Source organism: Methylobacterium haplocladii (genome assembly GCF_007992175.1).
In the GTDB taxonomy this organism is placed as follows: Bacteria; Pseudomonadota; Alphaproteobacteria; order Rhizobiales; family Beijerinckiaceae; genus Methylobacterium; species Methylobacterium haplocladii.
Window position 1 is genome coordinate 18,029 of sequence record NZ_BJZT01000028.1, and the last position, 25,824, is coordinate 43,852.

26 protein-coding genes and 2 tRNA genes are annotated in these 25,824 nt (G+C 66.6%); 12 read left to right on the plus strand and 16 right to left on the minus strand.

What is annotated here, in order from left to right; genetic code table 11:
* Nucleotides 1-4: 4 nt before the first annotated feature.
* From recJ to MHA02_RS12860, 3 genes are all read left to right on the plus strand, one after another.
* Nucleotides 5-1,696, plus strand: a complete 1,692-nt coding sequence (recJ, locus tag MHA02_RS12850; RefSeq protein WP_238180289.1) for a single-stranded-DNA-specific exonuclease RecJ — start codon at nt 5-7, stop codon at nt 1,694-1,696.
* A 109-nt stretch (nt 1,697-1,805) separates the two neighbouring features.
* Nucleotides 1,806-1,889: transfer RNA gene (locus MHA02_RS12855), tRNA-Tyr, on the plus strand.
* 57 nt (nt 1,890-1,946) lie between these two features.
* A tRNA-Gly gene (locus tag MHA02_RS12860) sits at nt 1,947-2,020 on the plus strand.
* 172 nt (nt 2,021-2,192) lie between these two features.
* Here MHA02_RS12860 and MHA02_RS12865 read toward each other — a convergent pair.
* Nucleotides 2,193-4,319 (minus strand): TonB-dependent receptor, encoded by a 2,127-nt coding sequence (locus MHA02_RS12865; RefSeq protein WP_147079219.1) that lies wholly within the window; start codon nt 4,317-4,319, stop codon nt 2,193-2,195.
* 417 nt (nt 4,320-4,736) lie between these two features.
* On the opposite strand from MHA02_RS12865, the gene MHA02_RS12870 reads away from it, so the two are divergent.
* The 3 genes from MHA02_RS12870 (at nt 4,737) to MHA02_RS22980 (ending at nt 7,632) form a co-directional block, all read left to right on the plus strand.
* The gene (locus MHA02_RS12870; protein WP_147079221.1) at nt 4,737-5,417 is read left to right on the plus strand and encodes a response regulator transcription factor; all 681 of its coding nucleotides are present in this window, start codon (nt 4,737-4,739) and stop codon (nt 5,415-5,417) included.
* Complete coding sequence (locus tag MHA02_RS12875; protein ID WP_147079223.1) at nt 5,401-6,771, plus strand: sensor histidine kinase; 1,371 nt, start codon at nt 5,401-5,403, stop codon at nt 6,769-6,771. The genes MHA02_RS12870 and MHA02_RS12875 overlap by 17 nt, the downstream gene beginning before the upstream one ends.
* A 264-nt stretch (nt 6,772-7,035) precedes the next feature.
* Nucleotides 7,036-7,632, plus strand: a complete 597-nt coding sequence (locus tag MHA02_RS22980; protein ID WP_373318353.1) for a septal ring lytic transglycosylase RlpA family protein — start codon at nt 7,036-7,038, stop codon at nt 7,630-7,632.
* Between the two features lie 46 nt (nt 7,633-7,678).
* On the opposite strand, the gene MHA02_RS12885 is transcribed toward MHA02_RS22980, so the two are convergent.
* The 5 genes from MHA02_RS12885 to MHA02_RS12905 all read right to left on the minus strand — a co-directional run bounded on the left by MHA02_RS12885 (nt 7,679) and on the right by MHA02_RS12905 (nt 11,499).
* Entirely contained in the window at nt 7,679-7,909 is a 231-nt protein-coding gene (locus MHA02_RS12885) for a hypothetical protein (protein ID WP_147079225.1), read from the minus strand.
* Between the two features lie 554 nt (nt 7,910-8,463).
* Complete coding sequence (locus tag MHA02_RS12890) at nt 8,464-8,952, minus strand: hypothetical protein (RefSeq protein WP_147079226.1); 489 nt, start codon at nt 8,950-8,952, stop codon at nt 8,464-8,466.
* Between the two features lie 123 nt (nt 8,953-9,075).
* Nucleotides 9,076-9,585, minus strand: coding sequence for a DinB family protein (locus MHA02_RS12895; RefSeq protein ID WP_147079228.1), 510 nt, complete (start codon nt 9,583-9,585; stop codon nt 9,076-9,078).
* 115 nt (nt 9,586-9,700) lie between these two features.
* The gene (locus MHA02_RS12900; protein ID WP_147079231.1) at nt 9,701-10,357 is read right to left on the minus strand and encodes a class I SAM-dependent methyltransferase; all 657 of its coding nucleotides are present in this window, start codon (nt 10,355-10,357) and stop codon (nt 9,701-9,703) included.
* Nucleotides 10,354-11,499, minus strand: coding sequence for a glycosyltransferase (locus MHA02_RS12905; RefSeq protein WP_147079399.1), 1,146 nt, complete (start codon nt 11,497-11,499; stop codon nt 10,354-10,356). The genes MHA02_RS12900 and MHA02_RS12905 overlap by 4 nt, the downstream gene beginning before the upstream one ends.
* A 101-nt stretch (nt 11,500-11,600) precedes the next feature.
* Between MHA02_RS12905 and MHA02_RS12910 the strand changes: the two genes are divergently transcribed.
* Nucleotides 11,601-12,761, plus strand: a complete 1,161-nt coding sequence (locus MHA02_RS12910) for a DNA topoisomerase IB (protein ID WP_147079233.1) — start codon at nt 11,601-11,603, stop codon at nt 12,759-12,761.
* A 25-nt stretch (nt 12,762-12,786) separates the two neighbouring features.
* Here the strand turns inward: MHA02_RS12910 and MHA02_RS12915 are convergent, their stop codons facing one another.
* From MHA02_RS12915 to MHA02_RS12930, 4 genes are all read right to left on the minus strand, one after another.
* Complete coding sequence (locus tag MHA02_RS12915) at nt 12,787-13,434, minus strand: response regulator transcription factor (protein WP_147079235.1); 648 nt, start codon at nt 13,432-13,434, stop codon at nt 12,787-12,789.
* A gap of 215 nt (nt 13,435-13,649) precedes the next feature.
* Nucleotides 13,650-14,546 carry a GGDEF domain-containing response regulator gene (locus MHA02_RS12920; RefSeq protein ID WP_147079237.1) on the minus strand — a complete coding sequence of 299 codons (897 nt, stop codon included), beginning with the start codon at nt 14,544-14,546 and terminating at the stop codon, nt 13,650-13,652.
* A gap of 169 nt (nt 14,547-14,715) precedes the next feature.
* Nucleotides 14,716-15,156 carry a hypothetical protein gene (locus MHA02_RS12925; RefSeq protein ID WP_147079239.1) on the minus strand — a complete coding sequence of 147 codons (441 nt, stop codon included), beginning with the start codon at nt 15,154-15,156 and terminating at the stop codon, nt 14,716-14,718.
* Nucleotides 15,157-15,350: 194 nt separating this feature from the next.
* On the minus strand, nt 15,351-15,644 hold the full coding sequence (locus MHA02_RS12930; protein ID WP_147079241.1) for a hypothetical protein: 294 nt from the start codon (nt 15,642-15,644) through the stop codon (nt 15,351-15,353).
* A gap of 359 nt (nt 15,645-16,003) precedes the next feature.
* Between MHA02_RS12930 and MHA02_RS12935 the strand changes: the two genes are divergently transcribed.
* Nucleotides 16,004-16,822 carry an FTR1 family iron permease gene (locus tag MHA02_RS12935; protein ID WP_147079243.1) on the plus strand — a complete coding sequence of 273 codons (819 nt, stop codon included), beginning with the start codon at nt 16,004-16,006 and terminating at the stop codon, nt 16,820-16,822.
* 13 nt (nt 16,823-16,835) lie between these two features.
* On the opposite strand, the gene MHA02_RS22185 is transcribed toward MHA02_RS12935, so the two are convergent.
* From MHA02_RS22185 to MHA02_RS12950, 4 genes are all read right to left on the minus strand, one after another.
* Nucleotides 16,836-17,003 (minus strand): hypothetical protein, encoded by a 168-nt coding sequence (locus MHA02_RS22185; protein WP_170249210.1) that lies wholly within the window; start codon nt 17,001-17,003, stop codon nt 16,836-16,838.
* A 423-nt stretch (nt 17,004-17,426) separates the two neighbouring features.
* Nucleotides 17,427-17,846: an RNA polymerase-binding protein DksA gene (gene dksA / locus MHA02_RS12940; protein ID WP_147079245.1), complete on the minus strand. Its 420-nt coding sequence runs from the start codon at nt 17,844-17,846 to the stop codon at nt 17,427-17,429.
* Nucleotides 17,847-18,176: 330 nt separating this feature from the next.
* The gene (locus MHA02_RS12945; protein WP_147079247.1) at nt 18,177-19,205 is read right to left on the minus strand and encodes a hypothetical protein; all 1,029 of its coding nucleotides are present in this window, start codon (nt 19,203-19,205) and stop codon (nt 18,177-18,179) included.
* A 4-nt stretch (nt 19,206-19,209) separates the two neighbouring features.
* Nucleotides 19,210-20,583, minus strand: coding sequence for an MBOAT family O-acyltransferase (locus tag MHA02_RS12950; RefSeq protein WP_147079249.1), 1,374 nt, complete (start codon nt 20,581-20,583; stop codon nt 19,210-19,212).
* A 244-nt stretch (nt 20,584-20,827) separates the two neighbouring features.
* On the opposite strand from MHA02_RS12950, the gene MHA02_RS12955 reads away from it, so the two are divergent.
* Complete coding sequence (locus MHA02_RS12955; protein ID WP_170249217.1) at nt 20,828-22,483, plus strand: sensor histidine kinase; 1,656 nt, start codon at nt 20,828-20,830, stop codon at nt 22,481-22,483.
* Nucleotides 22,484-22,489: 6 nt separating this feature from the next.
* Here the strand turns inward: MHA02_RS12955 and MHA02_RS12960 are convergent, their stop codons facing one another.
* Complete coding sequence (locus MHA02_RS12960; RefSeq protein ID WP_147079401.1) at nt 22,490-22,921, minus strand: flagellar assembly protein FliX; 432 nt, start codon at nt 22,919-22,921, stop codon at nt 22,490-22,492.
* Nucleotides 22,922-23,165: 244 nt separating this feature from the next.
* On the opposite strand from MHA02_RS12960, the gene MHA02_RS12965 reads away from it, so the two are divergent.
* From MHA02_RS12965 to MHA02_RS12975, 3 genes are read left to right on the plus strand one after another with little or no spacing between them, the layout of a single operon-like run.
* On the plus strand, nt 23,166-24,305 hold the full coding sequence (locus MHA02_RS12965; protein ID WP_147079253.1) for a flagellar basal body P-ring protein FlgI: 1,140 nt from the start codon (nt 23,166-23,168) through the stop codon (nt 24,303-24,305).
* Between the two features lie 24 nt (nt 24,306-24,329).
* On the plus strand, nt 24,330-24,692 hold the full coding sequence (locus MHA02_RS12970) for a rod-binding protein (RefSeq protein ID WP_147079255.1): 363 nt from the start codon (nt 24,330-24,332) through the stop codon (nt 24,690-24,692).
* Nucleotides 24,679-25,158, plus strand: a complete 480-nt coding sequence (locus MHA02_RS12975; RefSeq protein WP_147079258.1) for a hypothetical protein — start codon at nt 24,679-24,681, stop codon at nt 25,156-25,158. The genes MHA02_RS12970 and MHA02_RS12975 overlap by 14 nt, the downstream gene beginning before the upstream one ends.
* A gap of 4 nt (nt 25,159-25,162) precedes the next feature.
* Here the strand turns inward: MHA02_RS12975 and MHA02_RS12980 are convergent, their stop codons facing one another.
* Complete coding sequence (locus MHA02_RS12980; RefSeq protein ID WP_147079260.1) at nt 25,163-25,480, minus strand: porin; 318 nt, start codon at nt 25,478-25,480, stop codon at nt 25,163-25,165.
* Nucleotides 25,481-25,824 lie beyond the last annotated feature (344 nt).

The following is a 25,824-nucleotide window of genomic DNA, read 5'->3' on the forward strand; positions in this document are numbered from 1 at the left end:
GACGATGACGCAGGCGCACGGCTTGCCGGACCTGCTCGCTCGCATCCTCGCGAGCCGCGGCGTGCGGCCGGAACAGGCGGAGACATTTCTGGCCCCCAAGATCCGCGACCTGATGCCGGACCCGTCCGTGCTCGTGGACATGGAGGCCGCTGCCGAGCGCCTCGCCCGCGCCGTCAAGACCGCCGAGCCGGTGGCCATCTTCGGGGATTACGACGTCGACGGCGCGGCCAGCGCCGCGCTCCTCGCCGGCTACCTGCGGGCGCTCGACGTGCCGGTGCAGATCTGGATTCCCGACCGCATCACCGAGGGCTACGGCCCCAACGTCGCCGCGGTGACGAAGCTGGCCGAGAACGGCGCGCGCCTGCTCGTCTGCGTCGATTGCGGGACCGCCGGCCACGCGCCGCTGGAAGCCGCGAGGGCGCTCGGCCTCGACGCCATCGTGCTCGACCACCACGCCGCCACCGAGCGCCTGCCGCCGACGGTCGCGCTGGTGAACCCGAACCGCCTCGACGACCTGTCGGGCCTCGGCCACCTCTGCGCTGCGGGCGTGGTGTTCCTGACCCTCGTTGCCCTCAATCGCCGCCTTCGCCAACTCGGCGCCTTCGCCAACCGCCAAGGACCGGCGCTCACCGATTCCCTCGACCTCGTGGCCCTCGCCACCGTCGCCGACGTGGTGCCGCTCGTCGGCCTCAACCGCGCCTTCGTGGTGCAGGGCCTGACCGTGATGCGCGGGCGCGGCCGGCCCGGACTCGCGGCGCTGTTCGACGCGGCTGGATTGAGCGAGCCGCCGGAGGCCTGGCATCTCGGCTATCTCGTCGGCCCGCGCATCAATGCGGGTGGACGTATCGGCGATGCCGGGCTCGGCTCGCAGCTTCTGGGCACAGCGGACCCGGCCGAAGCCCACCGCATCGCCGTCGAACTCGACCGGCTGAACCGCGAGCGGCAGGCGATCGAGGCGCTGGCCGTCGAGGAGGCCGAGGCCGCGATGGATCGCGACCTGATGGGCGAACCCGGCCGGCCGGTCCTCGTCACCGGCTCGGATGCGTGGCATCCGGGCATCGTCGGGCTGATCGCGGCGCGTCTGAAGGAGCGCTTCGGTCGCCCGGCCTTCGCCTTCGCGATCCGCTCGGACGGCACCGCCACCGGCTCCGGCCGATCGATCCTCGGCGCCGATCTCGGCCGTGCCGTCCACGATGCGGTCGAGGCCGGCCTTGCGATCAAGGGCGGCGGCCACGCCATGGCGGCGGGCGTAACCCTGCCCAGTTCGGATTTTTCCGCTTTCTCCGCGCATCTCGCATCGGCACTCGGCTCGGCCGTCACCGCGGCCCGTGATGCGGAAGCCCTGCTGATCGACGGCACCGTCAGCGCGGGCGGCGCCACCGCCGAACTCGTCAAGACGATCCAGCGCGCCGGCCCCTTCGGCCAGGGTGCGCCGGAGCCCGTCCTCGCCCTTCCCCGGCACCGCCTCGTCGATGCGGCCGTCGTCGGCAACGGCCATGTCCGCGCCCGTTTCCGCAGCCGCGACGGGCAGATCGTCGGCGCCATCGCCTTCCGCGTCGCCCAGGGACCGCTCGGGCTGGCGCTGCTCGGCGGCATCGGCCAGGATTTCCACGTCGCCGGCACCCTCTCCACCGATCGCTGGCGGGGGGCCGAGCGGGCGCAGCTGCGCATCGGCGATCTTGCGGTCCCGGAGTGACACTCCGGCGCGTCGTGTTCGCGCAGCCCGCGATCCTGTTGACACCCGGAAACGCCCTCACCATAAGGACGCCCTGTCGAGACCACCCCTCGGGGCGGTCCTGCGGTTTGGGGGAATGTCCCGAGCGGCAAAGGGGGCGGACTGTAAATCCGCTGCGTAAGCTTCGTAGGTTCGAGTCCTACTTCCCCCACCAAACCTACACGACGGATGCCTTCTCAACGCTTCGGCGCCATGCTATCCGGTGCCGTATGCGGGTGTAGCTCAATGGTAGAGCAGCAGCCTTCCAAGCTGAATACCCGGGTTCGATTCCCGGTACCCGCTCCATCATGTCCTGGCATTTGGCGGAATGACTGAAGCGGGGTTTTTGCCCCGCTTTTTGCTCAGGTCCTGACGACGCCCGTACACATTTCGCGATCTGAACGGATCCGGCCATTCGGTCGAAGGCTGCCCGGGAGCGAACGGGCCGTGGCCCGTCCGTGATCCATCGTAGCGGCGATCACCAGCGGACGACGACCTGCGCCCGAACGGTGCGGGGTGCGCCGGGGCTGATGTTGTTGTTGCCGTCGGCGGTGGCGATGTAGCGCCGGTCGAACACGTTCTCGATGTTGACCTGGGCGCGCGCGTATTCGTTGATCTTGTAGAACAGGCCCAGATCGAAGCGGGTGATACCCGGCAGCCTGACGGTGTCGTCCGACGATGCGAAGGTGTGCCCGGTCTGGATGTAGCCGACGCCGAGGGAGAATTCGTCCGTCACGTCGAACTTGTTCCAGAGCGTGAAGGCGTTGAACGGCACGAGCCCGACGCGGTTGCCCGGCCTGATGCCGGCTGTCGCCGCCCCGAAGCCGGAGACGATGGTCGCGTCGATGAAGGAGTAGCCGCCCGAGGCCTGCCACCAGTCGGTGACGTAGCCGTTGATGCCGATTTCCGCGCCTTGCGTGTTGGTCTGGCCGCTGGCGAGGAAGAACCCGGCCCGGTTCGGGTCGTTCAGGCGTTGGTTGAACCGGTCGAGGTTATAAAGCGCGCCGGTCAACTGCAGAACCGGCGAGACATCGTACTTCACGCCGATCTCGGCATTCTCGAAGCGCTCCGGCTCGGTGATGGCGAGGCCGGGGGACAGCGTCGAGAACTGGTCACCCGAGGAGGGCAGGTAGGAGATCGCGTAGCTGCCGTAGAAGGCGAGGTTCGCGAATGGCTTCACCACGACGCCGGCGCGTGGCGAGACCAGGTCGTCGACGCGGGCATTGACCGCGGCCGTGCGCCGGTCCTGCGACGAGAAGTCGAAATGGTCGTAGCGCAGGCCGCCGATGAACTGCAGATGCTCGTTCACCTCGATCTGGTCCTGGGCATACACGGCGGCGAGGCCGAGACTGTAGGTGTTGTTCGCCCCTGTCGTGTTGCGGAACGTTACCGGCACGCGCGTCACCGGCGAAAGCGGGTTCACCACCAGCGTCTGCGTACCAGTCGTCGAGAAGAAGCCCTCCTCGCGGAAGGCGAGGCCCTCCTGGTAGCCGAGTTCGAAACCGGCCACGACGGTGTGCTTGAGGAGCCCCGTCGCGAACTGGTAGGTGAAATCGTTTTGCGAGAAGTAGTTCGTGCGCGGGGTTTCGTTGTTGTAGGCGGTGATGTTGACCGCCGTCCCAGCCGCGTTGACTGGGCCGCCCGGATAAACGTTCTGATAGAATTTCTGGTAGTCGGCGAAGCGCAGTGTGCTGTGCAGGGCCACGCCCGACTCGAACAGATGGTCGAGGGTGGCGGTGGCGATGTTGGCGTCGACCTTGGCGTAGCTCAGGTCCGGATTGCCGAAATAGGTCGAGGTGTTCTGGCGGTAGCGATAGGCCCGGCCGAACTGCGAGGGGATGCCGCGGTCGGTGGTGCGCTCGTCGTGGAAGTACTCGTAGGAGAGCTTCAGCGTCGTCTGCGGCCCGATGAGGAAGGTCATCGTCGGATTGACGCCGTAGCGGCGGATGTCGACGAAGTCGCGATAGGTCCCGGTATCCTCGAAAACGCCGTTGAGGCGGAAGAACACGCTGTCCGAGATCCGGTCGCCGACATCGAGCGCGACGCGCTTGTTGTCGAACTGGCCGCCCTGGGCGACGATCTCACGGATCGGAACGCCGTCGGCTTCCTTCAGCACGCGGTTGATGACGCCGCCGCCGCCGCCGCGGCCGAAGATCAGCGCGTTCGGGCCTTTGAGCACCTCGATGCGCTGGGTGTTGTAGAGATCGCGAAAGTACTGGACGTCGTCGCGGATGCCGTTGACGAAGAAGTCGGCGTTCGAGCGCTGCCCGCGGATGACGAGATCGTCGCGGTTGCCCTCACCCTGGTGCGGGATGATGCCCGGCACGTAGCGCACGGCCTCCTCGATGCTCTGAAAACCCTGGTCGCGGATCTGCTGCTGCGTCACCACCGTGACGGATTGCGGCGTGTCGATCAGCGGCGTCGCGGTCTTGGTGGCGCTGCGCGTGGCTTTCGTGAGATAGCCGACGGTGACGCCGCCCAATGGCTCCTGGCGCAGGCCGCCCTCGCCCGCGACGCTGAGTTCGTCGAGGGTCGTCGCCGTCGCCCCGGCCAGCGCTGCTCCGGTCGTGTCGGCTCCCGGTTCGCGTGGGGCGGCCGAGGCCATGCCGAGACCCGCCGCCGATCCGCAGACAATTAGGAATGCGCGGACCCTGCCGCGAATGACGACCTTGTGCATAGAAGCCCCCGAGCCACACCGTACGGGCGATCCAGCGACGTTTCGCGCAGGTTTTCGCCGAGGCATGTCTAGGCAGAGGGGTCAGTGTATGGTCAAATTACGGATCACCAATGTTTGCTTTTTAGAACCTGTCTAAATCAAGGGCCCAATAAAAATACTGGCTTCTGCACCGTTCGATCCGAGACATATTTGCGTCTTTGCTGAAAATCACGACGTTATGCTTGTCGAAGGCCCGAGTGAGAATATCGTAAGCCTGGGTGTGGCTTTCAGGACACCCGCATCGGCATCACACGGTCGGCCTGTGGAAAACGGGCTGCTCCCCAGCCGCAACTCTCGAGTTCGACAGTGAAAGTTCTACTCATCGAGGATGACGCGTGCACCGCCGCCCTCGTGGCTGCCGGCCTGTCGGAAGCAGGACACAGCGTCGAGCACGCTGCCGACGGCATCGAGGGTCTGCGGCTCGCGCGCGAAGGCAGCTACGACGTCGCGGTCGTCGATCGGATGCTGCCGGGGATCGACGGCCTCAACCTCGCGCGGATGCTGCGCGCCGCCGGCATACAGACGCCGCTTCTGTTTCTCACGACGATGTCCGGCATCGACGACCGGGTCGACGGTCTCGAAGCCGGCGGGGACGACTACCTCGTCAAGCCATATGCCTTCCCGGAACTCCTGGCCCGGGTCAACGCTCTCGGACGTCGGCCGCTGCTCGCAACCGTCCGGACGGTTCTTCGGGTGGCGGACCTCGAGATGGACCTGATCGCGCGGAAGGTCCGGCGCGCCGGGCGTACGATCGAACTGCAGCCGCGCGAATTTCAGCTGCTCGAGTTTCTCCTGCGCAATGCAGGCTGTCTGGTGACCCGCCGCCAGCTGCTCGAGAACGTCTGGGAATTCCAGTTCGACCCGAAGACCAACATCGTCGAAACCCATATGAGCCGCCTGCGCGCCAAGGTGGACCGGGGCTTCGACTGCTGGCTCATCGAAACCGTACGCGGCTCCGGATACCTGCTTCGTGGCCTTCCTTCGTAAGCTCGTCCGCAGCGCCGGATTTCGATACGCGCTCCTCTACACCGTCGCCCTGGTATGTTCGGTCGCCGCGATCGGCTGGTTGGTGGAGAAGGCCGTCACCGATGCCCTGCGGGTCCAGACCCGCGGTCACGTCGACCGCGAGATCAGCGCGCTCGCCGTCGAGTTCGTCCATGGCGGTCGCGCCGATCTCGAAGCGGCGCTGGCCGGGCGTCCGACGGGCGACGAGGCGCGTCAGCGGTTCGCGATCGTCGAAACGGACGGTCGTATCGTCTTAGGCGACCCCAAACTCGCCGCTTTCAAACCCAGCGCCAGTCCGTCGGCGCATGCTTTCGACGATGTCGACAGGACGGGATCGGGCCAACCCGTGATCGTCGCTGCTCAGGCGCTCGACGATGGGACGACCCTCATCGTGGTCGATGATCTCCAGAGCATTCAGGACGTCAGGGCGATCGTGAAGCAGGCCTTCACGACGGCGCTGTTCGCCTCCGCCGCGCTGGGGCTGGTCCTGGGTCTGTTCGTCTCCGGCGCCCTGTTGCGCCGGGTCGATGCCGTGACCCGAACGGCCGAGGCCATTATCGCAGGCGATTTCGCACGACGGATTGCGACCACGGGCTCCGGCGACGATTTCGACCGGCTCGCCCGAACCTTCAACCGGATGCTGGACTGGATCTCCGGCCTGATGAACAACCTTCGGCAGGTCTCGAACGACGTCGCCCACGATCTGCGAACACCGCTCACGCGTCTTCAGCAAGGATTGCAGAACGCGAACCGCAGGCCCTCCACGAATGCGGAGTATCGTGCTGCCGTCGACAAGGCGGTGACGGAGATCGACGGAATTCTCGACATCTTTTCGGCTCTCCTGCGCATCGCACAGATCGAAGCGGGGGCTCGCCGCGCCGGGTTTCGAGCGATCGACCTTTCGCTGGTCGTTCGGACAGTCGCCGAGGCCTATGCCCCGGCCATCGAGGACGGAGGCCGGCGGCTGATCTGCGACATCGATCCGGATATGCGCGTCAACGGCGACAAGGAGCTGCTCACCCAACTGTTCTCGAACGTCTGCGAGAATGCCCTGCAACACACGCCGGTCGGCGCGACGATCCGGATCGAACTCCGCTCCATCGACGGCATGGCACGGGCAAGCATCGCCGATGACGGCCCCGGCATTCCGGTCGATGAGCGCGACAAGGTCTTGCGCAGGTTCTATCGGGTCGAGAAGAGCCGCGGCACCACCGGACACGGTCTCGGCCTGACGCTGGTCGCAGCGGTTGCGGATCTGCACGGTTGCGACCTGGAGATCGCCGACAACGCGCCCGGCCTTCGTGTCACCGCCACCTTCGCCCCATCGGTAGCCTAGCCGGCATTTCGATCGAGATGCCGTGCGAAAATCAGATGCGACGGAGTGCGCGGCGGCGATTGGCAGAGCCGTCTCGCATCAGGCCAACCATCCGTTTGACGCTCTCAACATGCACGAAAAATTGCAGAACGCTCGGCCGGTCTGAGCCAATGCGCGACGCTCTGAATTCAGTGCAGTTCGGTCGCCGCTGAATCGAATTCATGGAACCGAATCATGAAAAGAGTTTTTGATAATCAAAAACCATGATGATTTGGAGCGATTCTTATGCCGGATGCCGATGATCGAAAATCAATTGCTGCGCCTACCGTAGCGATGGCGGCTCTGTTGGTGGTATCTGGCATATGCGGCGCACGCGCCGAGGAGAAGTCTGCGACGGCGAGCCTGTTCGATCCGCACCTGACAATGCCGGGGCCGGTAAGCCCCACTTTCACACAGCCGCCGTCGGCGTCCCCCTTACCGGCTTTGGCGCCGGGCGCCGAGCGCGCAGAGACGACTTCGACGGCGACGGCCCGGAGCGACATTTCGGGTTCGATTGGGCCGCATCGGCGGCGCGTCGAGACGCGGAATACGACGAAGCTCGGCAGCGGCCGCGCGAGCTGGTACCAGCATCCCGGCCGTACTGCGAGTGGTGAGACGTTCAAGCCCGATGGCCTTACCGCTGCACATCACACGCTGCCCCTCGGTGCCCGGGTACGCGTGGTGAACAACGGGAACGGACGCTCCGTGATCGTGAGGATCACGGACCGGACGAACCAGCAGACCCAGAAGAAGCGGCCTTACATCATCGATCTCTCGCGCGGCAGCGCGCGGGCCCTGGGCATCGACGGCGTCGCCCAGGTTGCGCTTTACAAGGCCGACTGACTGGCCGGACCGTGCTGCGATCCGGAGCCACTGTCGTTCGGTCGATTCATGCCCTCTGGCGCCGCTCGTCGGAACGATTGTCCTGCCGCACATTGAAGAACGTCGCGTCGAGCATGGCTGCGCGCGTGATGAGATCGCCTTCTTGAGCCGGCTCGCCATCCATTTCAAAATGATACGCCTGCCCGGCGGTGCTGGTGATGACGAGGCTGACATCGAAATCGGCCAGAACGCGGATTGCTCTGCACAACAGGGCACCTTTAGCCGTGTGATCAATCATCGCCCGAGACCCCTGAAAGGCGAATTGCACGGTTATTTAATGCTCGCGTGATTCGTTGGGCTAGTGCGCGAAGGTCACGCCTGCAATCATTTGAGGCTGTCGGACCAAGTCAGATTTCGCCGACGTCAGAAAAGACAAATCATCGGAATTTGTCCACTAGTCGACAGTTTGGCCGTTTTGTCAGCGTTGATCCCCGATCCATTGCGGTATCGGGCAGTGCTGCACACCTGTCCCCAACGCGCGTTTAGCCATGTCGGCCGACGTGTTTCGTCGTGATCCTGACGCTCTGGCTAAGCTCTGGCAGCCTGAAAGGCCGTTCGGCGCGGACGCGCGGCGGAGTGACAATGAGCAGCGGTGTCCGCGTGCGATACGTTCGTTCTTGTCGAGGGCGCCGAGGGCGCCCTCGTCTTCAACGTACTCGATTGACGGTGATGCCGGGTCGGCGAAAACGAGCGCGCGGCATGTCCTTGAGCCATCGACCTATTTGAATCAGGTCGATGGCTTTCGAATCCAATGCGAAGTTCGTTGCGATCAAATAAAATTCCGTCGTCCGGTCAGATTTTCAGCCGCTTGTTGCACTCCGAATAATATCCGCCACCCTTCATGATCCAGTTCAGGCCGCCGTTGCCGCCATTGGCCTTGTTGATGTTGTACTGATCGAGACAGGTCTTCTGGCGCTGCTTGCCGGCGGACTCGCTGGCGTATTTCGGGTCGATCTTGCTCGGGAAGACCGCAGAGCCGGAGGCGGCCGGGGTCGTCGGCTTTGCGGTCGGCTCGGGCTTGGCGGCAGTCTGTGTCGGGGCGGGCTTGGCCGCTTCCGTCGGGGCAGCCGCGGGAGCCGTGGTGGTCGTTGCTGCGGCGGGCTGCGCGTCGGCACCGCATTGGGCCTTACGGAAGTCGTTCCACTTCGTCGCGCCGAGCGAGCCGTCCTTCTTGGCGGCCTGGTACTTGGTGGAACATTCGCTGGCGGAGAGGGCCGAGGCCGGCCCGCTCGCGCCAATCGTCAGGGCGAGGATCGAGGCGGCGAAAATCAGTCGGGACATGGGATGAAACCTCCCTGGCGCAGCGTTTACCAGTCCCGGAAATCTACGCCGTGCCCTGGATGCTGAGAAGGGCTCCCACGAGTTTTCCAAGCCCGTTGGACCACCCGTCCGTGCCGTCGCATCTCACGCGATCATGGCGACGGTCAGCGGCAGGTCCATGTCGCCGCTTCGTTCGCCGGCGGCGGTGAGCAGGGCGTGTACCTGCCCGCGATGATGGGTCTGGTGGTTGAAGAGATGTGTGACGATGAAGGCGCGCGGCGCGGTCATCTCGCGGCCGGCCGCACCGCTGAACCACGAGAGCGACCCGCCGAGCAGAGTCTCGTCGAGACGCGTGGCCCATGCGACGAGGTCCACGTCGACACGGGTACGCGCCGCGGCGAGGGCTTGGAAGGATTCGTGGAGTCGGTCGCTCTCGGCCAGTGCCTGCGCCGGCCTCTCCCAGCCGTCGATACGACTCATCCACATGCGGTCCGCCCAGAGCAGATGATTGAGCGTACCGTGAATCGAGCGCCAGAAGACGCCGCGATCGGCTCGCCGCTCGGCCTCGGAGAGGCGTCCGGCCGCGTCGTAGATCCGGGCATTCATGGCGGTGTTGTAGGCCGCCATGGTGCGCGCATAGCTCGGCGTGATCATGCCCGTCCTCCTGGCTCCCGACCGGCCCGTCACTCGGTCGGACGTCCGGCCGTCTGTGACTCGATCTCGAAATGATGCTGCCGCAGGCGGAAATGCCAACCCGGCATGAGCCACGTCAGCGAAACCGCCACACGCTCGACTGCTTGATCTCGGCATCCTCGAGCGAGCGCGTCACGGGCACTTCATAGGTCGCGATGGCATCCAGCCGGTCACGCGGAAGGTAGGAGCGGCCCGGATCGCCGATGAGGACCAGCGTGCCCATGGCGTGTAGCCCATGGAGCCAACCCCCGACCGCGCCGGCGAGGTCGCGCTCGTAACAGATGTCGGCGGCGAGCACGCCGTCGAACGGGCCATTGCAGCCGATGAGGTTTTCGCCCGTCGCCGTAATCCGGTCGGCGACTCCGTTTTCGGCAGCGTTGAGGGGAATGGCGGCGAGCGCGAAGGCGTCGAGGTCGCTCGCGAGCACATGCGCCGCTCCCGCCTTCGCCGCCGCGATGGCGACGAGGCCGGAGCCGGAGGCGAAGTCGAGCAGGCGCTTGCCTGCGACCGTCTCGGGATGGTCGAGGATGTACCGGGCCAGCGCCTGCCCTCCGGCCCAGGCGAAGGCCCAGAAGGGCGGCGGCAGGCCGATCTCTTCCAGTTCCTCTTCGGTCTTCTGCCAAAGCTCGGTCGCCTCGTCTGCGACGTGCAGCCGGATCTCGGGGGCGTACGGCACCGGCGTGAGGCGGGTGTTGGAGCGGATGAAGGCGAGCGGATCGCGGGAGGGCGTCACGCGGACAGCATTTCGGCGTAGATGCCGGCCACGGCACCGCCCACGGCCTCCTCGGTGTAGCCGCCCTCGAGGATACGGGCGTGGGCCGTCTCCCCCATCCGCTTCGCCAGCGCCAGGTCGCCGGCGAGACGTATCAACGCTGCGGCCAATGCCGGAGCATCGTCGGGCCGGACCAAAAACCCCTCCATGCCGTCCCGGACGAGGTCGCGGCAGCCCGGCACGTCGCTGGTGAGGATCGCACGACCGCTGGCGGCGGCCTCCAGCAGCGTACGCGGCAGTCCTTCTCCACCGCGCGAGGGCAGGCAACCGACGTGGTGGGCGGCGAACACGCCCGCGACGTCCCGCGTCGGCCCGTACCAGGTGACGCCGTCCTGACTCCAGGCGCGCAAGGTGGCTTCGGGGATGGCGCGGCGGTTGGAGGTGTCGGGCGCGCCGTAGAGCGAGAGTTCGACCGCGGCCCCCTGCCCTCGCGCCAGCCGCACGGCCTCCACCGCGATGTCGATACCCTTCGACCACAGCATCCGCGCCACGATCGCCACCCTCAGCGGCGGCATCGGTGGCAGCGGGCACGGCGCGAAGGCGTCGGGATCGACGCCGGCGCCGCCGACGATGGTCACGGCAGTGTCGGACGGGTCGAGCCCGAGCGCGCGGGCATCGTCGGCATTCTCGAACAGGTAGCGGGTGCGCCGGCTTGCCAGCGGCCCGCGGATCAGGCCCTTGAGCGCAAGCCGCGCGAGTTTTCCGGTGCGGTCCTCGCGGGCGCCGAGGAGGCCAAGGCCGGTGAGCGCGTAGACCCGATCGGGAATGCCCGCCATCGCCGCCGCCGTGCCGCCGACGAGGATGCCGCGCAGGGCGACGCAGTGCACGATGTCGGCTTTCAGGGCCTTCAGGATCGCGGAGAGCTGCCCGGCGGCGTAGCCTGCCGCCATCGGGTTGAGACTCGAACGCTCGGCCTCCAGCTCGACCACCCGTGCGCCGGTCGCCTCGATGACGGCCCTGTGCGCGCGCACCCGAGTGATCACCGCCACCGACAGGCCCATCGCCACGGCGGCACGCGCCATCGGCAGGAAGTGCGAGGCGAAGAACCAGTCCTCGGTGACCACGTAGGCGAGGGTCTTCTTTTGTAGAGTTGGGGTGTCCATCGCGGCGGTGTGTAGCATGGCCGCAGACGGTGCGGCACGGGACGCCGGAACACGCCGCATCGGATGCCGGTTGAGCCCTCACGTCGCGTGAGAAATCCAGCATGTCAGCCTGTGAGGACACCGGAACCGTCGATCCGCGCGAAGCCGCCGTCGAGGCCGGTTTGCGCTACGTCGACGACTCGAAGCCCGGCCTGACGCGCAAGCGCAGCGGAAGCGGCTTCTCCTTCCAGGATGCCGACGGCGCGACGATCCGCGACAAGGCCCTGATCGCGCGCATCAAGAAGCTCGCGATCCCGCCTGCCTACACCGACGTCTGGATCTGCCGCCACGCCAACGGCCACATCCAGGCGACCGGGCGGGACGCCAAGGGGCGCAAGCAGTACCGCTATCACCCGGAATTCCGGCAGGCCCGCGAGACGGCCAAGTTCGAACGCATCATGGCCTTCGCCGATGCGTTGCCCGGCATCCGTGCCCGCATCGACACGGACATGGGCAAGCGCGGGCTGAACCGCGAGAAGGTACTGGCGACGGTGGTGCATCTCCTCGAGAGCACGCTGATCCGCGTCGGCAACGACGACTATGCCCGCGCGAACAAGAGCTACGGCCTCTCGACCCTGCGCGACCGGCACGTGAAGATCGACGGGGCCGAACTGTCCTTCCGCTTCAAGGGCAAGAGCGGCAAGGAGTGGAACCTGTCGATCCGCGACCGGCGCGTCGCCAGGATCGTCAAGGCCTGCCAGGACCTGCCGGGCCAGGAGCTGTTCCAGTATCTCGACGAAGACGGCGAACGGCGCGACGTGACCTCGTCGGACGTCAACGCATACCTGCGGGAGATCACCGGGCAGGATTTTACGGCAAAGGATTTCCGCACCTGGGCGGGCACGGTGCTCGCGGCCCTGGCGCTCAAGGAATTCGAGACCTTCGACAGCGAGGCCAAGGCCAAGCGCAACGTGCGCGATGCCATCGAATCCGTCGCGAGCCGTCTCGGCAACACGCCGACGATCTGCCGCAAGTGTTACATCCACCCGCAGGTGGTCGACTGCTACCTCGAAGGTGCGCTGCTGCTGCAGGTGAAGGAGGCGGTCGAGGATGAGCTGGCCGAGGAACTCGACCAGCTTAAGCCGGAGGAGGCGGCCGTGTTGAGCCTGCTCCGCAACCGGCTACAGGATGCCACGAGGTCTCCGAGCACGAAGCGGACGAGCGCGAGGCGCAAGGGAGCACCGGCGAAGGCGCGCCCCACGAAGGGTCGGCGCGCCGCTTGATCCCTCAACAGCCGTGCCGGCCGCCTCAATGCGGGGCGCCACGGCGCGGGAGATCGACGTCCACAACGGGGTCGAGACCAAGTTGGCGGGCGAGCATCACGAGATCCTTGAGGCGTCCCGTCTGGGTCTTGCGGCGCAGGTTCAACCGATGCGTCTCGACGGTGCGGACGGAAAGCGACAGCCGCCGCGCGACCTCCTTGTTCGAAAACCCGGCGCTGAGGAAGCGCAGCACTTCGGCCTCGCGTGGCGTCAGCGACAGGGTCTCGGGGGCGGCAAGGAAGCCGCGCTCGCGCATGTCGATGCCGATCTCGGCCGTGGCCCCCGCGAGGCCGAGGATGACGCCGCAGACGTCGCGAATAGGGATGCCACGCCCGATGAAGGCGTCTGCGCCCGCAGCGAGCAGCCGCTGCAGATCTTCCGACCGAAGGGTCTGGAAGACCACCAGGATCCGCAAGGCCGGATGGCCGTCGCGCAAGGCCGCGATCCGCTCGCAGGTGGCTTCCGGCAACGAGTCGCGGAGGCAGACCAAGGCGACGGAGCTATCCGGCTCGCCACGGCTGAGATCCTCCTCGCCGATCGTGCGCAACGCCGGCGTGTGCTCCAGCGTGGCCCGGAAATTTGGATCGAGCCCGGGCGGCTCGTCGATGATCAGCACCCCGACGGCGTTACTCATGCCGCATTCCCCCAATTGAGCGTCCCACCGCAGAACATCGCGGTCGGGTCGGGGGTATTCAGAACAAGAGTCGTTCCAGCGCTTTGGAGGGTAGTTTCGGTTCAATTTCGATCTGCACTACGAAGATCTGTGCCATCCTGATCCCGATGCGGGACAGTTGCGGTAACCTTTCGTTAGTGTTTCTTAATGGTTAGCGAAAAGCGTTCCAGCCCGTCTCAGCAGGCTTTGCTGAGCGGCCGTTCTTCGCGCGCGGAAACGACCCGGTCGCGCCCGGTCGATTTGGCCTCGTAGAGGGCGATGTCCGCGCGCTTGAGCAGGCCGTCCACGGTCTCGCCGCTTCGCCACGCGCTGACGCCGAAGCTGCAGGAGAGCTTCACGGGCCCCCCCTCCGCCGGAATGCGCAAGGCGACGACGCGTCGGCGCAACCGCTCCGCGACTACGAGCGCCCTGGCGATGTCGCGATCGGGCAGCAGAAGCGCGAATTCCTCTCCACCGAGCCGGCCGGCAATGCCGTTCCCGGAGATGAGGGAGGCCACCGCCTTGATCGCCTCGTCACCGACATCGTGCCCATGGGCGTCGTTGATCCGCTTGAAGTGGTCGATGTCGACGAGGATCGCAGCCAGACTCCCGCCGGCCCCTGCATCGGCGACCGCCTCGTGTGCGCGCCGCATGAAGGCCCGGCGGTTCGTGAGGCCCGTCAGCGGATCGGTCTCGGCCAGCCGGATCAGCGCGCTCTGCATGGTGTTGAGCCGCTCGGCCGCCCGCAGCCGGGCGTGCAGTTCCTCTGCGCTCGGCGGCTTCTCGATGAAGTCGTCGGCGCCGCTGTCGAGCGCTTCGGCGAGCGTGTGCGTCGAGCGGGACGACGACATCACGATGATCGACAGCGGTCGGCTGGCATCGCCGAGAAGACGTGCGGCCCAGCACAGTTCCAAGCCGCTGATCGGCCGCACTTCGAGACTGGTGATCAGCGCGGTGATCGATGGATGCGCCGAGATGTAGTCGAGCGCCTGAGCGGAATCCGTGAACGGCTCGATCACGTGTCCGCGCGGTTCTAGAAGCCCGGCCACGAGCTTAAGTACGACGCGGCTCGAGTCGACGATCGCGATGTGCATACGATCCCCTAGCGGTCGCCCCCGACTGGGCACGACTCTAAGGGGAAGAGTGCAGCCAAGAGGTTAAGACACACCCCAGAAGCCACTGCAACTTGTGCTATCCGGGGACTGCAAAAAGGGCGCGAAGCGTGTTCCCGGCAACCGCGGATTTCTCCGGAGGCAGCATTCGTCAGCGCCTCGGGACCGTGACCGAGATGACGCGCACGCCGCTTTGGCCCGAACCTGCCGTTTCGGCTTCGCGTGCCCATTGCCCCGTTATGCCGCGGTAAGGCCCCCTCGCGGCACGCCGGCGCGGCGCAGGTTTGTAGCCGTCGATCACTGTCAGCGTCGGTGCTGCAGTCGGTGCCTGACGGATGCCGGTCACCGTCGGCACCCCGTAGGTGCCGTAGCCCCATGCCGACGGGACGAGCTCGTTCGGGCGGGGAAACCGCGTCAGGGGCGCTCCGATATAGCTGCCGCCGATCGCTTCGGCCGCGAAGCCGTAACCGCTTCTATCACCATAGCCGCCAGTGTAGCCGTCGTAGCCGTAGCGCTCGCCGGCCGTAACCCCGGAAATAGAGCCGGCTGACACGAGTATGGCGAGGCCGAGGCTGTGAAGGGCTGTACGCATCTGAGACAACTCCCGAGTCGACGCGACACCAATCGCACGTGTCCCAGGTCGTTCCGGATGCCTGCATCCCGCCAGCGATGCAGAATGCTGACACCAGCCGGTATCCCGAGGAATTGAAGACGGACGTTCCGCTCAGCATACGAACAACGCCCCGCTTCGGGTCGAGCTCGGTGGTTCGGGATGGCTCCGTCGCCTCAGCGGCAGATCGTGACCCGGCGGATGATCCAGCCCTCACCTTCCACCCAGAGCCGCTTGCGCGACTTGCTGCACGTGGCTGAATCGTCATCCTCGATCGCGGCTGCAGGCTGGGCCTGAACGGCATCCGCGACCTTGGTCGGGCCGCTCCCGACCTGGGCCGGTGCGGCCATGGCGACCGATGCCGCGAACCCAAGGAAAAACGTGCCAGTGGCGACGGCGGCGAAACGATTTTTGACGGCCATTGTGCCCTGCCCGCGCATCGCTTCTGACGACACGCTGTGTTCGATCAATTCTCGCCGGGAACGCTCGGCTGAACCTGTACCGATACAATTCCGAGCCTGGCTGTTCGGTTGCAGGTTGTGGACATTTTCACTGCACGAAATCCGAGCATCCACCTTCGCCGTGCCGCCCTCCGACGCGGCTCTGCCGCGACGCCGCTGCAGTCCCGGAGGCCTTGAAAAGATCTCCGAAACGAGGGTAGTGCGTCGTCGGACAATCGAGCCGGCCGTTCCACCTGTCATTGGTCCTGCGATTGCTTGTTCGGAACAATTCCAAACAACGTATCGCATGGATCTTCGGCGCCCGAAGCTTCGGGTTCATGTAGAACGACAGCCCGATGCAAGGTAAAGTTGGGCAGGAGACTTTCGCGATGGTGGATGGGTCGACGTTCGCACAAGCCTTCACGATCCTGTTCCGAGAAGGCCTCGAAGCGCTCCTGGTGATCGCGGCTCTTGCGGCCTTTCTGCGCCGCGCAGGCGCGGCCGAGCGCATTGGGCCGCTTTATGCGGGCGCCGCCGCGGCAGTGCTGGCGAGCCTCGCCATGGCCTGGGTCTTCGAGACCTATTACGACGGCAACCACAGCGACCTGTTCGAGGCAGGCGTGATGCTGATCGCGGCGGCGCTGATGTTCTACATGAGCGGCTGGCTCTTCCTGCGGCAGGACCCGCGGGCGTGGCAAGCCGACCTGAACCGCCTCGCCGAGAAGGCGCTCGGCGCCGGGACGATCGTCTCGCTCGCCGCTATCGCCTTCCTCGCCGTGTTCCGCGAGGGAGCGGAGACGATCCTGTTCCTGCACGCGTTGGCCAAGGGCGCCAACGGGTTCGATACGAGCCTACTGGCCGGGCTTGCCGTTGCGTCGCTCGCCCTGGTCGCGATGTTCGTGGCGATGCAATGGCTCGCGCTGCGCCTGCCCCTGCGGCCGATGTTCATCGTCACTTCCGCCTTCCTGTTCGTCATGGCCCTGAAGATGGTCGGGGCCGCCTTCCAGGAGCTTCAGGAGCAGGCGATCGTGTCCGTCCACAATGACGGCGTCCCGGAATTCGTAGGGTCCTGGGGCCTCAACGGGAGTTGGGAAGCGCTCGGTACGCAGGCCGTGATCGTCGCCGTCGCAGCGCTGGCGGGCCTGCTGCTGCTGACGCGCCGTGGCGGGAAGACCGCGGCGGCGAGCCGGACCGCTACCGCGTCCTGAGCGGCACCCCGAACTACTCCGTCGGCTCGCCGGCGGTGACGGAGATCATCGGCAACGTGGTCGCGATCACCGCCGCCGCCGGGGCGCTCGGCGGAAGCGTGGAGGTGGCCGCGGCCGCGAGGCCGAGGATCAGCGTACAAGCCAGGAGCGAGGTTTCGATCCCGCGATACAACCCGTCCATGTCGGATCTCCCGGCCTTGATTCGGCTATGAGCCGATCATCGACTGGAAGCAGTGTGGAAACCGTAACCGGGTCGCTGCCGTCCCGATTGCGTCAGTGCTCGGTCCCGGGCCTGTTCTGCCGTGGGGCTTCCCCGTGCTGTTGGGTGAAAGCCGAGCGCTCGGGCTGATTCTTGGCCTTTGCGACGCGACCGCGCTGCCAGATCGCGAAGGCGGCGACTGCGACGATCGTGAAAATGGCCAGTAGCGGTATGAGAACGTCATTCGACATTGAATTGTATCTCCGAGTGGGTTCCCGGAGAAGCCGATCCGGCCACCGTTGTTCCTGGCCTTGAGCACAATAGTTCTGGCGCTGAGATAAAGAAAAACAGCCAAGATTATCTTGGCTGTTTCGTGATATTCTAGTCGGCGTTTGGTTTCAGCGATCAATCGTCGCGATAGACGCGCTCGCGGCGTTCGTGCCGCTCTTGTGCTTCGAGCGACAGCGTAGCGATCGGCCGGGCGTCGAGACGCTTGAGCGAGATCGGCTCGCCGGTCTCTTCGCAGAAGCCATAGGATCCGTCTTCGATCCGCGACAGCGCTGCGTCGATCTTGCTGGTCAGCTTGCGCTGACGGTCGCGGGCCCGCAACTCGATCGCTCGGTCGGTCTCGGACGAGGCGCGGTCGGCCAGATCGGGATGGTTTTCGTTCTCGCTCTGCAGAGCCGTCAGCGTGCCCTGTGCCTCGCGAAGGATTTCGCTCTTCCAATTCATGAGCTTGCGACGGAAGTACTCACGCTGCCGCTCATTCATGAAAGGTTCGGCGTCGGAGGGCGCGTAGCTCTCGTCGATCGTCACCTTCGTCATGGTCCGCCTCACGCCAATCCCTGTCGGTCAGCCGCGATAGTGGGCGAGCGTATAAGCGAGGGATTGTCGGTTCACAACGTACGGCGCGGCAATCGGACCGTTCGACACGAAAAGTCGCCGCGATGCGGCAAACGCGTCACGGTCCTTCGTATCAAACATTGAGAAAAATCAAATTTGATCCGAATTTCAATGATCGAGTTTCAAGAAAATCTTTTTTGCCGGGATGTGGCCTGCCGCGAATAGAGCATTTCGGAACGTGCACGCCGCTCGGCAGTCTCGCGCCGGCGCGTCGTCAGCGACGCGTCTCGTTCAACCGCAGGTTTTCGACGATCAATGCGCTCTGGCGTCGCCTTCCAGGCGCGCGATCGCGGCGGCGATGTCTGCTGCAACCTTGCGCGCCAGTGGGTGCCGGTAATGTGACTGGTCGAAGAACAGTGCCGGGTCGCGGGCCTCCGGCCCGTCGCGGCGCCAATCGAGCACAGCGCTCCGCCGATGACCGCGCACCGATGCGATGAGAGCGGCCTTGCAGGCCTGCTCCGCCCGCGCACGCGGCGTACCGGGCCGCGGCAGGGCGGCGGCGTAGATCGGCGGGAAGACCAGGATCAGCGCCGTCTCAGCCGGTAGAGCCGCCGCGATGGCCGTGAAGCGCTCGGCCGCCGGAAAGGACGGTCCGGCACGGCCGGCCTCCGGTGCCTCGGGTGCCGGCTTTTCGCGTTCGGCCGCCTTCACTGGATCGCCGGCATAGCCGAGGGCAGAATAGTCCGCCTCGTAGTCCCACCAGCCGTCGCGTGGCGCCGTTTCGTGCCGTTTGCGCAGCAGCCAGCCGATCCGGTCCGACAGCTCTTCGAGCACCGACCAGCGCAGCAGGCCGCGCAGGTAGACGACTGTGCGGTCCGAGAACAGCCAGAACGGAAACGGCTTGTCGTTCGAGAGATGCGGGTCGTCCGTGCACCAGAAATTGTCGGCTGAGACGACCAAGGCACGCGGTGCCGCGTGATGGCGCAGATACCAGTCCATGAGCGTGAATTGCTCCCCAGGCCCCGTCGCCGTCACCGAAAGCTGGACGAACGGAATGCCGGTCGCCTGCGAGAGCCGGCCCGGGTCGATGAGCTGGATGTGCGAGTTGCCGAAGATCGCGCCCCGATAGGCCGGATCGCGGCCGCGCACGGCCGCCGAGGTTCGCGGCCCCTGGGGCCGCACCGCATCGACGGAGAGCAGGGATGAACGCCCGCTGTCGTAGGGATCGATGGCGTAGGCGAGCGCGAGATAGCCGGCGACGAGACCGGCGAGCCCATAGGCGAAGGTCCGGGCCCAACCGGCCCAGCGTGTCTCCGCAGTGGGTGTTTCGGGGCCGGTCATCCGCTCAGAACTGGAAATAGATGAACTCGTAATTCGCATCGTCCCCGATCTTCAGGAGCACGACCACGAACAGTACGGCGACGCCGATGGCCAGCGCCCGGCTCGGCGGCGCCTTGTGGACCGCCGCCCAGGCGCTCGGGCCGAGCGTCGCCACTGCGGCTGCGATGGCGATGGTGCGCCATTTGAAGCCGGACCCGACGGGCGCCAGCCCGAACAGTCCCTTGAAGACGGCGAGCGCCGCCTCGAAGGAGGTGGCGCGAAACAGGACCCAGCTCAGCATCACGAAGAGCAGCGTCAGCGCCCAGCCGAGAATCGCCGGCATGGTTCGGTCGGCCTTGCGCCAGAGCACGCCAACGGCGAGGCCGAGTCCGTGTGCCGCGCCCCATGCGACGAAGGTCAGCCCGGCGCCGTGCCAGAGGCCGCCGAGCGTCATCGTCGCGAACAATGCCGCCATCTGGAGCGCGAGACCGCGGCGATTGCCGCCGAGCGCGATGTAGAGGTAATCGCGCAGGAAGCGCGACAACGTCATGTGCCAGCGCCGCCAGAAATCGCGCAGCGACGTCGCACGATAGGGCACATCGAAGTTCTGCGGCAGCACCAGCCCGAACAGCAGGGCAATCCCGAGCGCCATGTCGGTGTAGCCGGAAAAGTCGAAATAGATCTGGAAGGTGAAGCCGAGCGTCGCCTGCCAAGCCTCGGCCATGGTCACGACCTTGCCGGCGGCGGCGGCCTGAAAGACCGGATTCACGTAGACGCTGAGCGGATCGCCGAGCAGCACCTTCTTCGCCAGGCCGACCGTGAGCAGCAGGATGCCGCGCCCGATCCGCTCCATGGCGTCGGCGCGGGCATAGGGGCGCTCGTCGAACTGGTGCATGATCTCGCTCCAGCGCACGAGTGGGCCAGCGAGAACCTGCGGGAAGAAGGCGATGTAGAGGGCGTATTTGGTCAGCCCGAAGGCCGGCGCGCGGCCGGCCTTCAAGTCGGTCAGGTACATGATGTGGTGGAAGGTGAAGAACGAGATGCCGAGCGGCAGCACCCAGTCCAGGTGAGGCGCTGCGATGCCGGGCAGCAGAGAGACGAGATCGGCGAAGAAGTTCAGATATTTGAAGAGCGCCAGGACCAGCAGGTTCACGCCGATCGCCGCCGGGATCAGCCATGCGACGGGACGCGCCAGGAAGGCCCGCGCCACCAGCCAGTTCAGCCCGATCGAGGACAGCAGCAGCGGCACGAAGCGCACGTCCCACCAACCGTAGAACACGAAGGACAGCAGGACGAGGAGCGGCAAACGCCAGGCCGGCCGAAAGCGCTCGGCGAGCGCATGCAGCGCGAGGGCGGCCGGCAGGAAGGCGAGGAGGAAGATGAAGGAGTTGAAGAGCATCGACGCTGCATCGGCCGCGCGATCCCGGGCGCGTCGCTTGCGTTCGCCCCCTCACGCGGGCGCTTTGTCGAGGATCGTTGCGGCACCGTCAACGAAGCGTTGAACCCGGCCTGCCGGGGAAACCGATCCTGCGGCGATGCGCTTGCGCCCGCATCGTCTCCATCTCGTTGTCCGGACAGTGTTTTCCCGTTAAGCTCGGATGCGTCGAGACGAGCGGCGCGTGACCGGGCAGAACCAGAAACACATGTCGGTCGAAGAGCTTGCGGCGGAGAATGCGCGCCTACGCGCCCTGCTGCGGGATGCGGGGCTCGATGCCCGGCGGCTCGTGCAGCGGCAGATGCAGGCGGCCGACCGGGATTATCAGCTCGATCTCGCGGGTGCCGTCTCCGAACTCGCGGCCTCCGACGACCTCGAATCCGAGCTCCGCGTCAGCCGCGCCGCGCTGGCGCTGAGCGAAGAGCGGCTCGCCTTCGCCGTCGAGGCTTCGGGGTCGCTCGGCTGGTGGGACTGGGACATCACTCAGGATCGCGTCTATGCGGGCGAGACCTTCGCCCGCATGTACGAGGTCGATCCGACGGTGGCCGCTGCGGGCGCGCCGATCCTCGACTTCATCGACGGCATCCATCCGGACGACCGGGCCTTCGTCGGCGAGCGGATCGAACACGCGATCGCCACGGCCGGCGAGTTCCGCGAGGAGTACCGACTGCTGTCCGGCGACGGCACCGTCACATGGATCTACGCCCGCGGCCGCTGCTATCACGACGCGCAGGGACGGCCCTCGCGCTATCCCGGCATAGCCATCGACATCACCGAACGGAAGTCCGCCGAGCAGCGCAAGGACGCGCTCGTGGAGCTCGGCGACCGCCTTCGCGATCTCGACGAGGTCGGGGCGATCGCCTACGCGGCGGCGGAAGTCATCGCCCGTGCGCTCGGCGCGACGCGAGCCGGCTACGGCCTCGTCGACCACGCCCGCGAGACCGTGACGATGCAGCCGGATTGGCGCATGCCCGGCACCGCCAGCATCGCCGGCCTGCACCGCTTCCGGGACTACGGCTCGTTCATCGACGACCTCAAGCGCGGCGAGACCGTGATCATCCCCGACGTGACGGCCGATCCGCGCACCCGCGCCATGTCGGACGCACTGCTCGGTCTCGGCATCCGCGTGCTCGTCAACGTACCGATCGTCGAGCGCGGCCGGCTCGCGGCGGTCGCCTTCGTCCACTACGACCGGGCGCATGCCTGGACGCAGGAGGAGGTCGCCTTCGTGCGCACGGTGGCCGACCGGACCCAGGCCGCCGTCGCCCGGGTGCGCGCCGAGGAACAGCAGCGCTGGCTCAACGGCGAGCTGAGCCACCGGCTCAAGAACACGCTTGCCATGGTGCAGTCGATCGCGACGCAGACCCTGCGCAATGCCGCGGACCTCGACGCGGCCCGCGAGGACCTCGTCCCGCGCCTGATCGCGCTCGGCAAGGCACACGACATCCTGCTCGCCGGCAGCCGTGAAAGCGCCGAGGTGACCGATATCGTTACCGGCGCGCTGGCTCTCCACGCCGACGGCGTCGGCCGCTTCGCCATCGACGGGCCGACGGTGCATGTCGACCCGGCCGTCGCCCTGTCCCTCTCTCTGATCCTGCACGAACTGGCGACGAACGCCGCGAAGTATGGCTCGCTCTCACAGGCTGGCGGACATGTCTCGGTGGTCTGGGCGGTCGACGGCGCCGGCGAGGATGCCACGTTCCGTCTGACCTGGACCGAGCGCGGCGGGCCGACCATCGCGCCGCCATCGCGAAAAGGGTTCGGGTCGCGTCTGATCGAACGCGGGTTGGCGGGCGGAACGGTGAGGACGGAGTATGCGCCGGAGGGTGTGAGCTGCAGGCTCGAGGCGCCGCTGGGGGGCTGACCGGCGTCAGACCCCGCGTAGGGCTTCGAGCTTGGCCAATTCCACTGCTGCACGCAGCTCGATATCGGCGACCAATCCGTCCAGGCGGGGGTCGCCGCTCGACTCGGCCCGGTCGGACAGACGGCCCGCGATCGCCTGCAATTCGTGTGTGGCGACGCGGCCGCCGAGGATCGCGGCCTTCAGGCGGTCGAGGCCGTCGAGGAGATCGTGTCCGCGCTTGACCGAACGGCGGCGGCGCTCCTGCGGTTCGTCCGCGTTGCCCTGTAGCGTCAAGATGGCGTCGAGGCCGGCGAGCATCCCGGTCTGCGCGGTTGCGCTCGTGCCGGCGCGAGCCGGCTGTGCGCTCTCGGCGAGCACGAACGCTCGCGCGCCTTCGGTTCTGCGCCCGGCGGAAGCCGGTCCGGTGGCGGTCGTGGCAAAGCGGTGCTCGACGCGCATGATCCTGGCCACGGGTGGGAACGGGTGCCCCGAAGGGCTCGGCCCGTCCAGTCTTCCGGCCGCCATGGTTAACCACCGGTAAACGGCTCGGCAGAAGCTGCCGGGCCGGCAGGAACAGACGTGTGGCAGAGCCGTGACGACGACCGGGCCGAGACGAGGAATTGGAGATATTTCAACGCATTAGATAAACCGGAACGATGGCACGGCCCTCGCAGGTTAGGTCTCGACATTCATCGAGTCCCTCATGACCCCGCGTCCCGTCCGGCTAAGTTCCCTCCCCCTCCTGGCGCTCCTGGCGCTGGGGCTCGCCCTGTGGCTGTCGGCCACCGGCACGGCCTCGGCCCTGTCGCGGGTGAAGGACCTCGCCTCGATCGAGGGCGTGCGGCAGAACCAGCTCGTCGGCTACGGCATCGTCGTCGGCCTCAACGGCACCGGCGACACCCTCAACAACATCCCCTTCACCAAGCAGTCGCTGCAGGCGATGCTCGAGCGGCTCGGCGTCAACACGCGCGGCGCGACCATGCGCACGCAGAACCTCGCTGCAGTGATGGTGACGGCGAGCCTCCCGCCCTTCGGCACGCAGGGCAACCGCATCGACGTCACCGTGTCCTCCCTCGGCGACGCCAAGTCGCTGCAGGGCGGCACGCTGCTGGTGACGCCGCTGCTCGGTGCCGACGGCGAGGTCTATGCGCTCGCGCAAGGATCGGTGGCCATCGCCGGCTTCTCTGCCGAGGGCGAGGCCGCCAAGATCACCCGCGGCGTGCCGACCAACGGCCGCATCTCCAACGGCGCGATGATCGAGCGCGAGGTCGCGTTCAAGCTCAACGATGCGCGCACCCTGCGCCTGTCGCTGCGGAACCCCGATTTCACGACCTCGAAGCGCATCGCCTCGGCGATCAACGATTTCATGGGAACCGACACGGCCGAGCCCACCGACCCGGCCACCGTCACGCTGCAGATCCCGGCGAAGTACCACGGCAACATGATCCGCCTGATCACCGAGGTGGAGCAGCTGAAGGTCGAGCCCGACCAGACCGCCCGCGTGATCGTCGACGAGCGCTCCGGCATCATCGTGATGGGCCGCGACGTGCGCGTCTCCACCGTGGCCATCGCCCAGGGCAACCTGACAGTGACCATCACCGAGCAGCCCCAGGTGAGCCAGCCGGCTCCGCTCTCGAACGGTCAGACCGTGGTGGTGCCGCGCACCGCCGTGAAGGTCGATACCGGCGACGGCAACAAGCTCGCGCTGGTGAAGGAGGGCGTGACGCTGCGTGAGCTCGTCGACGGCCTCAACGCCCTCGGCGTCGGACCGCGCGACCTGATCTCGATCCTCCAGGCCATCAAGAGCGCCGGCGCTCTCCAGGCCGACATCGAACTCATGTGATTTCCAGAAAACGAGGACCCGATCATGCTTCCTCTCGCCACTTTCGCAGCATCCGCCGCCGTCGGCGTCGGCAAGGCCCTGGCCGGGGCGCTCGCCAAGACCGACAGCGACACCATGGACACCGCCAAGGCCACGGCCTCGGCCAAGGCGCGCAAGACCGCCAACGACTTCGAGTCGATGTTCCTCGAGAACAGCATGGAAACGCTCACGCAATCGAGCGGCACCGAGGGGCCGCTCGGCGAGAACGGCAACGGCGGCGGCGTCTGGCGCTCGATGCTCACCAAGGAATATGCCGGCGCCATCGTGAAGAGCGGCGGCGTCGGCATCGCCAGCCAAGTCTACGGCGAGATGATGAAGATGCAGGAGGCCGGCCGTGCAGGCGCCTGATCCGCACGCCGTCCGCATTCACGACAAGGCCTCGGCGGACGCGTTCGTCGCCGGGCTGATGGCAACGATGCGGGATCTCGATGCGGTACTCGCCAGCGAGAGCGACGGCGTCCGCATCGGGCGCATCCGCGAGGCCATGGTCGATGCACCGCGCAAGGCCGAGCTCGCCTCCGCCTATCTCAACGGCCTCGAGGCGGCGAAGGCCAATGCCATCGCGCTCACCCGCTTCGCACCCACAGGCATCGAGGCCCTCAAGGCGGCCCATCGCCGCTTCACGGCCGTCGTCGAGACGAACCAGGCCGTACTTGCCACCGCGCGCACCGTTTCCGAGGGCCTGATCCGGACGCTGGCCGATGAACTCGGCAACGCCAGCACGTCTGCCGTCTACGGCCGGCCATCGTCGCCTCCCTCCCCCTACGGACGCAACGCCGGCCGAGCACCGCTGGTGTTTTCGCGGAGCCTCTGAGGGGTCAGCGTTGCCCCGCGTCGATCCGCACGAACGAGCGCAGCGGGCCGGCATCGGTCTGGCTGCGTGTGTCGACCGAGAGCCTGCCGTAACTCGCCGCCGTCGACGGTGAGCGGACCCGCGCGCCGGCATCGGTGCCGACGGCGATACGGCCCGAGACCCTGATGCAGGTTGTGGTGCCGGGGATGCGCCCGAAGCCGGCGCCCTGCTCCGGGCACGCTTCCAGCGCGCCTTCCGAAGGCAGCGGCGCGCGCTCGAAAGCCGCCGCCGGAGCCACGGTCATGAGCAGAGCGATTGCGTGGCAGCAGGAGAGCCGTGCCATGGCGCGAACTCCATCGGGCACCGAGCGATGGCCTCAAGCTAAGCCATCGGATCGGCCGGGCCAAGCGCTTCGCAGCAACGGGTTACGCTCGGCTTCCAAGTGATGGGATCGGCCTTCCCCCGTCATCATGGGTGCAGCGAAGCGACCCAGAGCCAATGTCCCCACCGTTGAAGACATCGCCGTCGGTTGCTTCGCTGCGCTCGCAACGACGAGGAGGGGATGTCCTATTTGGCAGACGATGGATGCCGGGATGGACCGGATCGATCGGCCAACCATCATGTCATTGCAAGAAAAAACCTCCGAGGCGCGCCCCGGAGGTCTTTCGTCGTCGTCTGGTCTCGGAT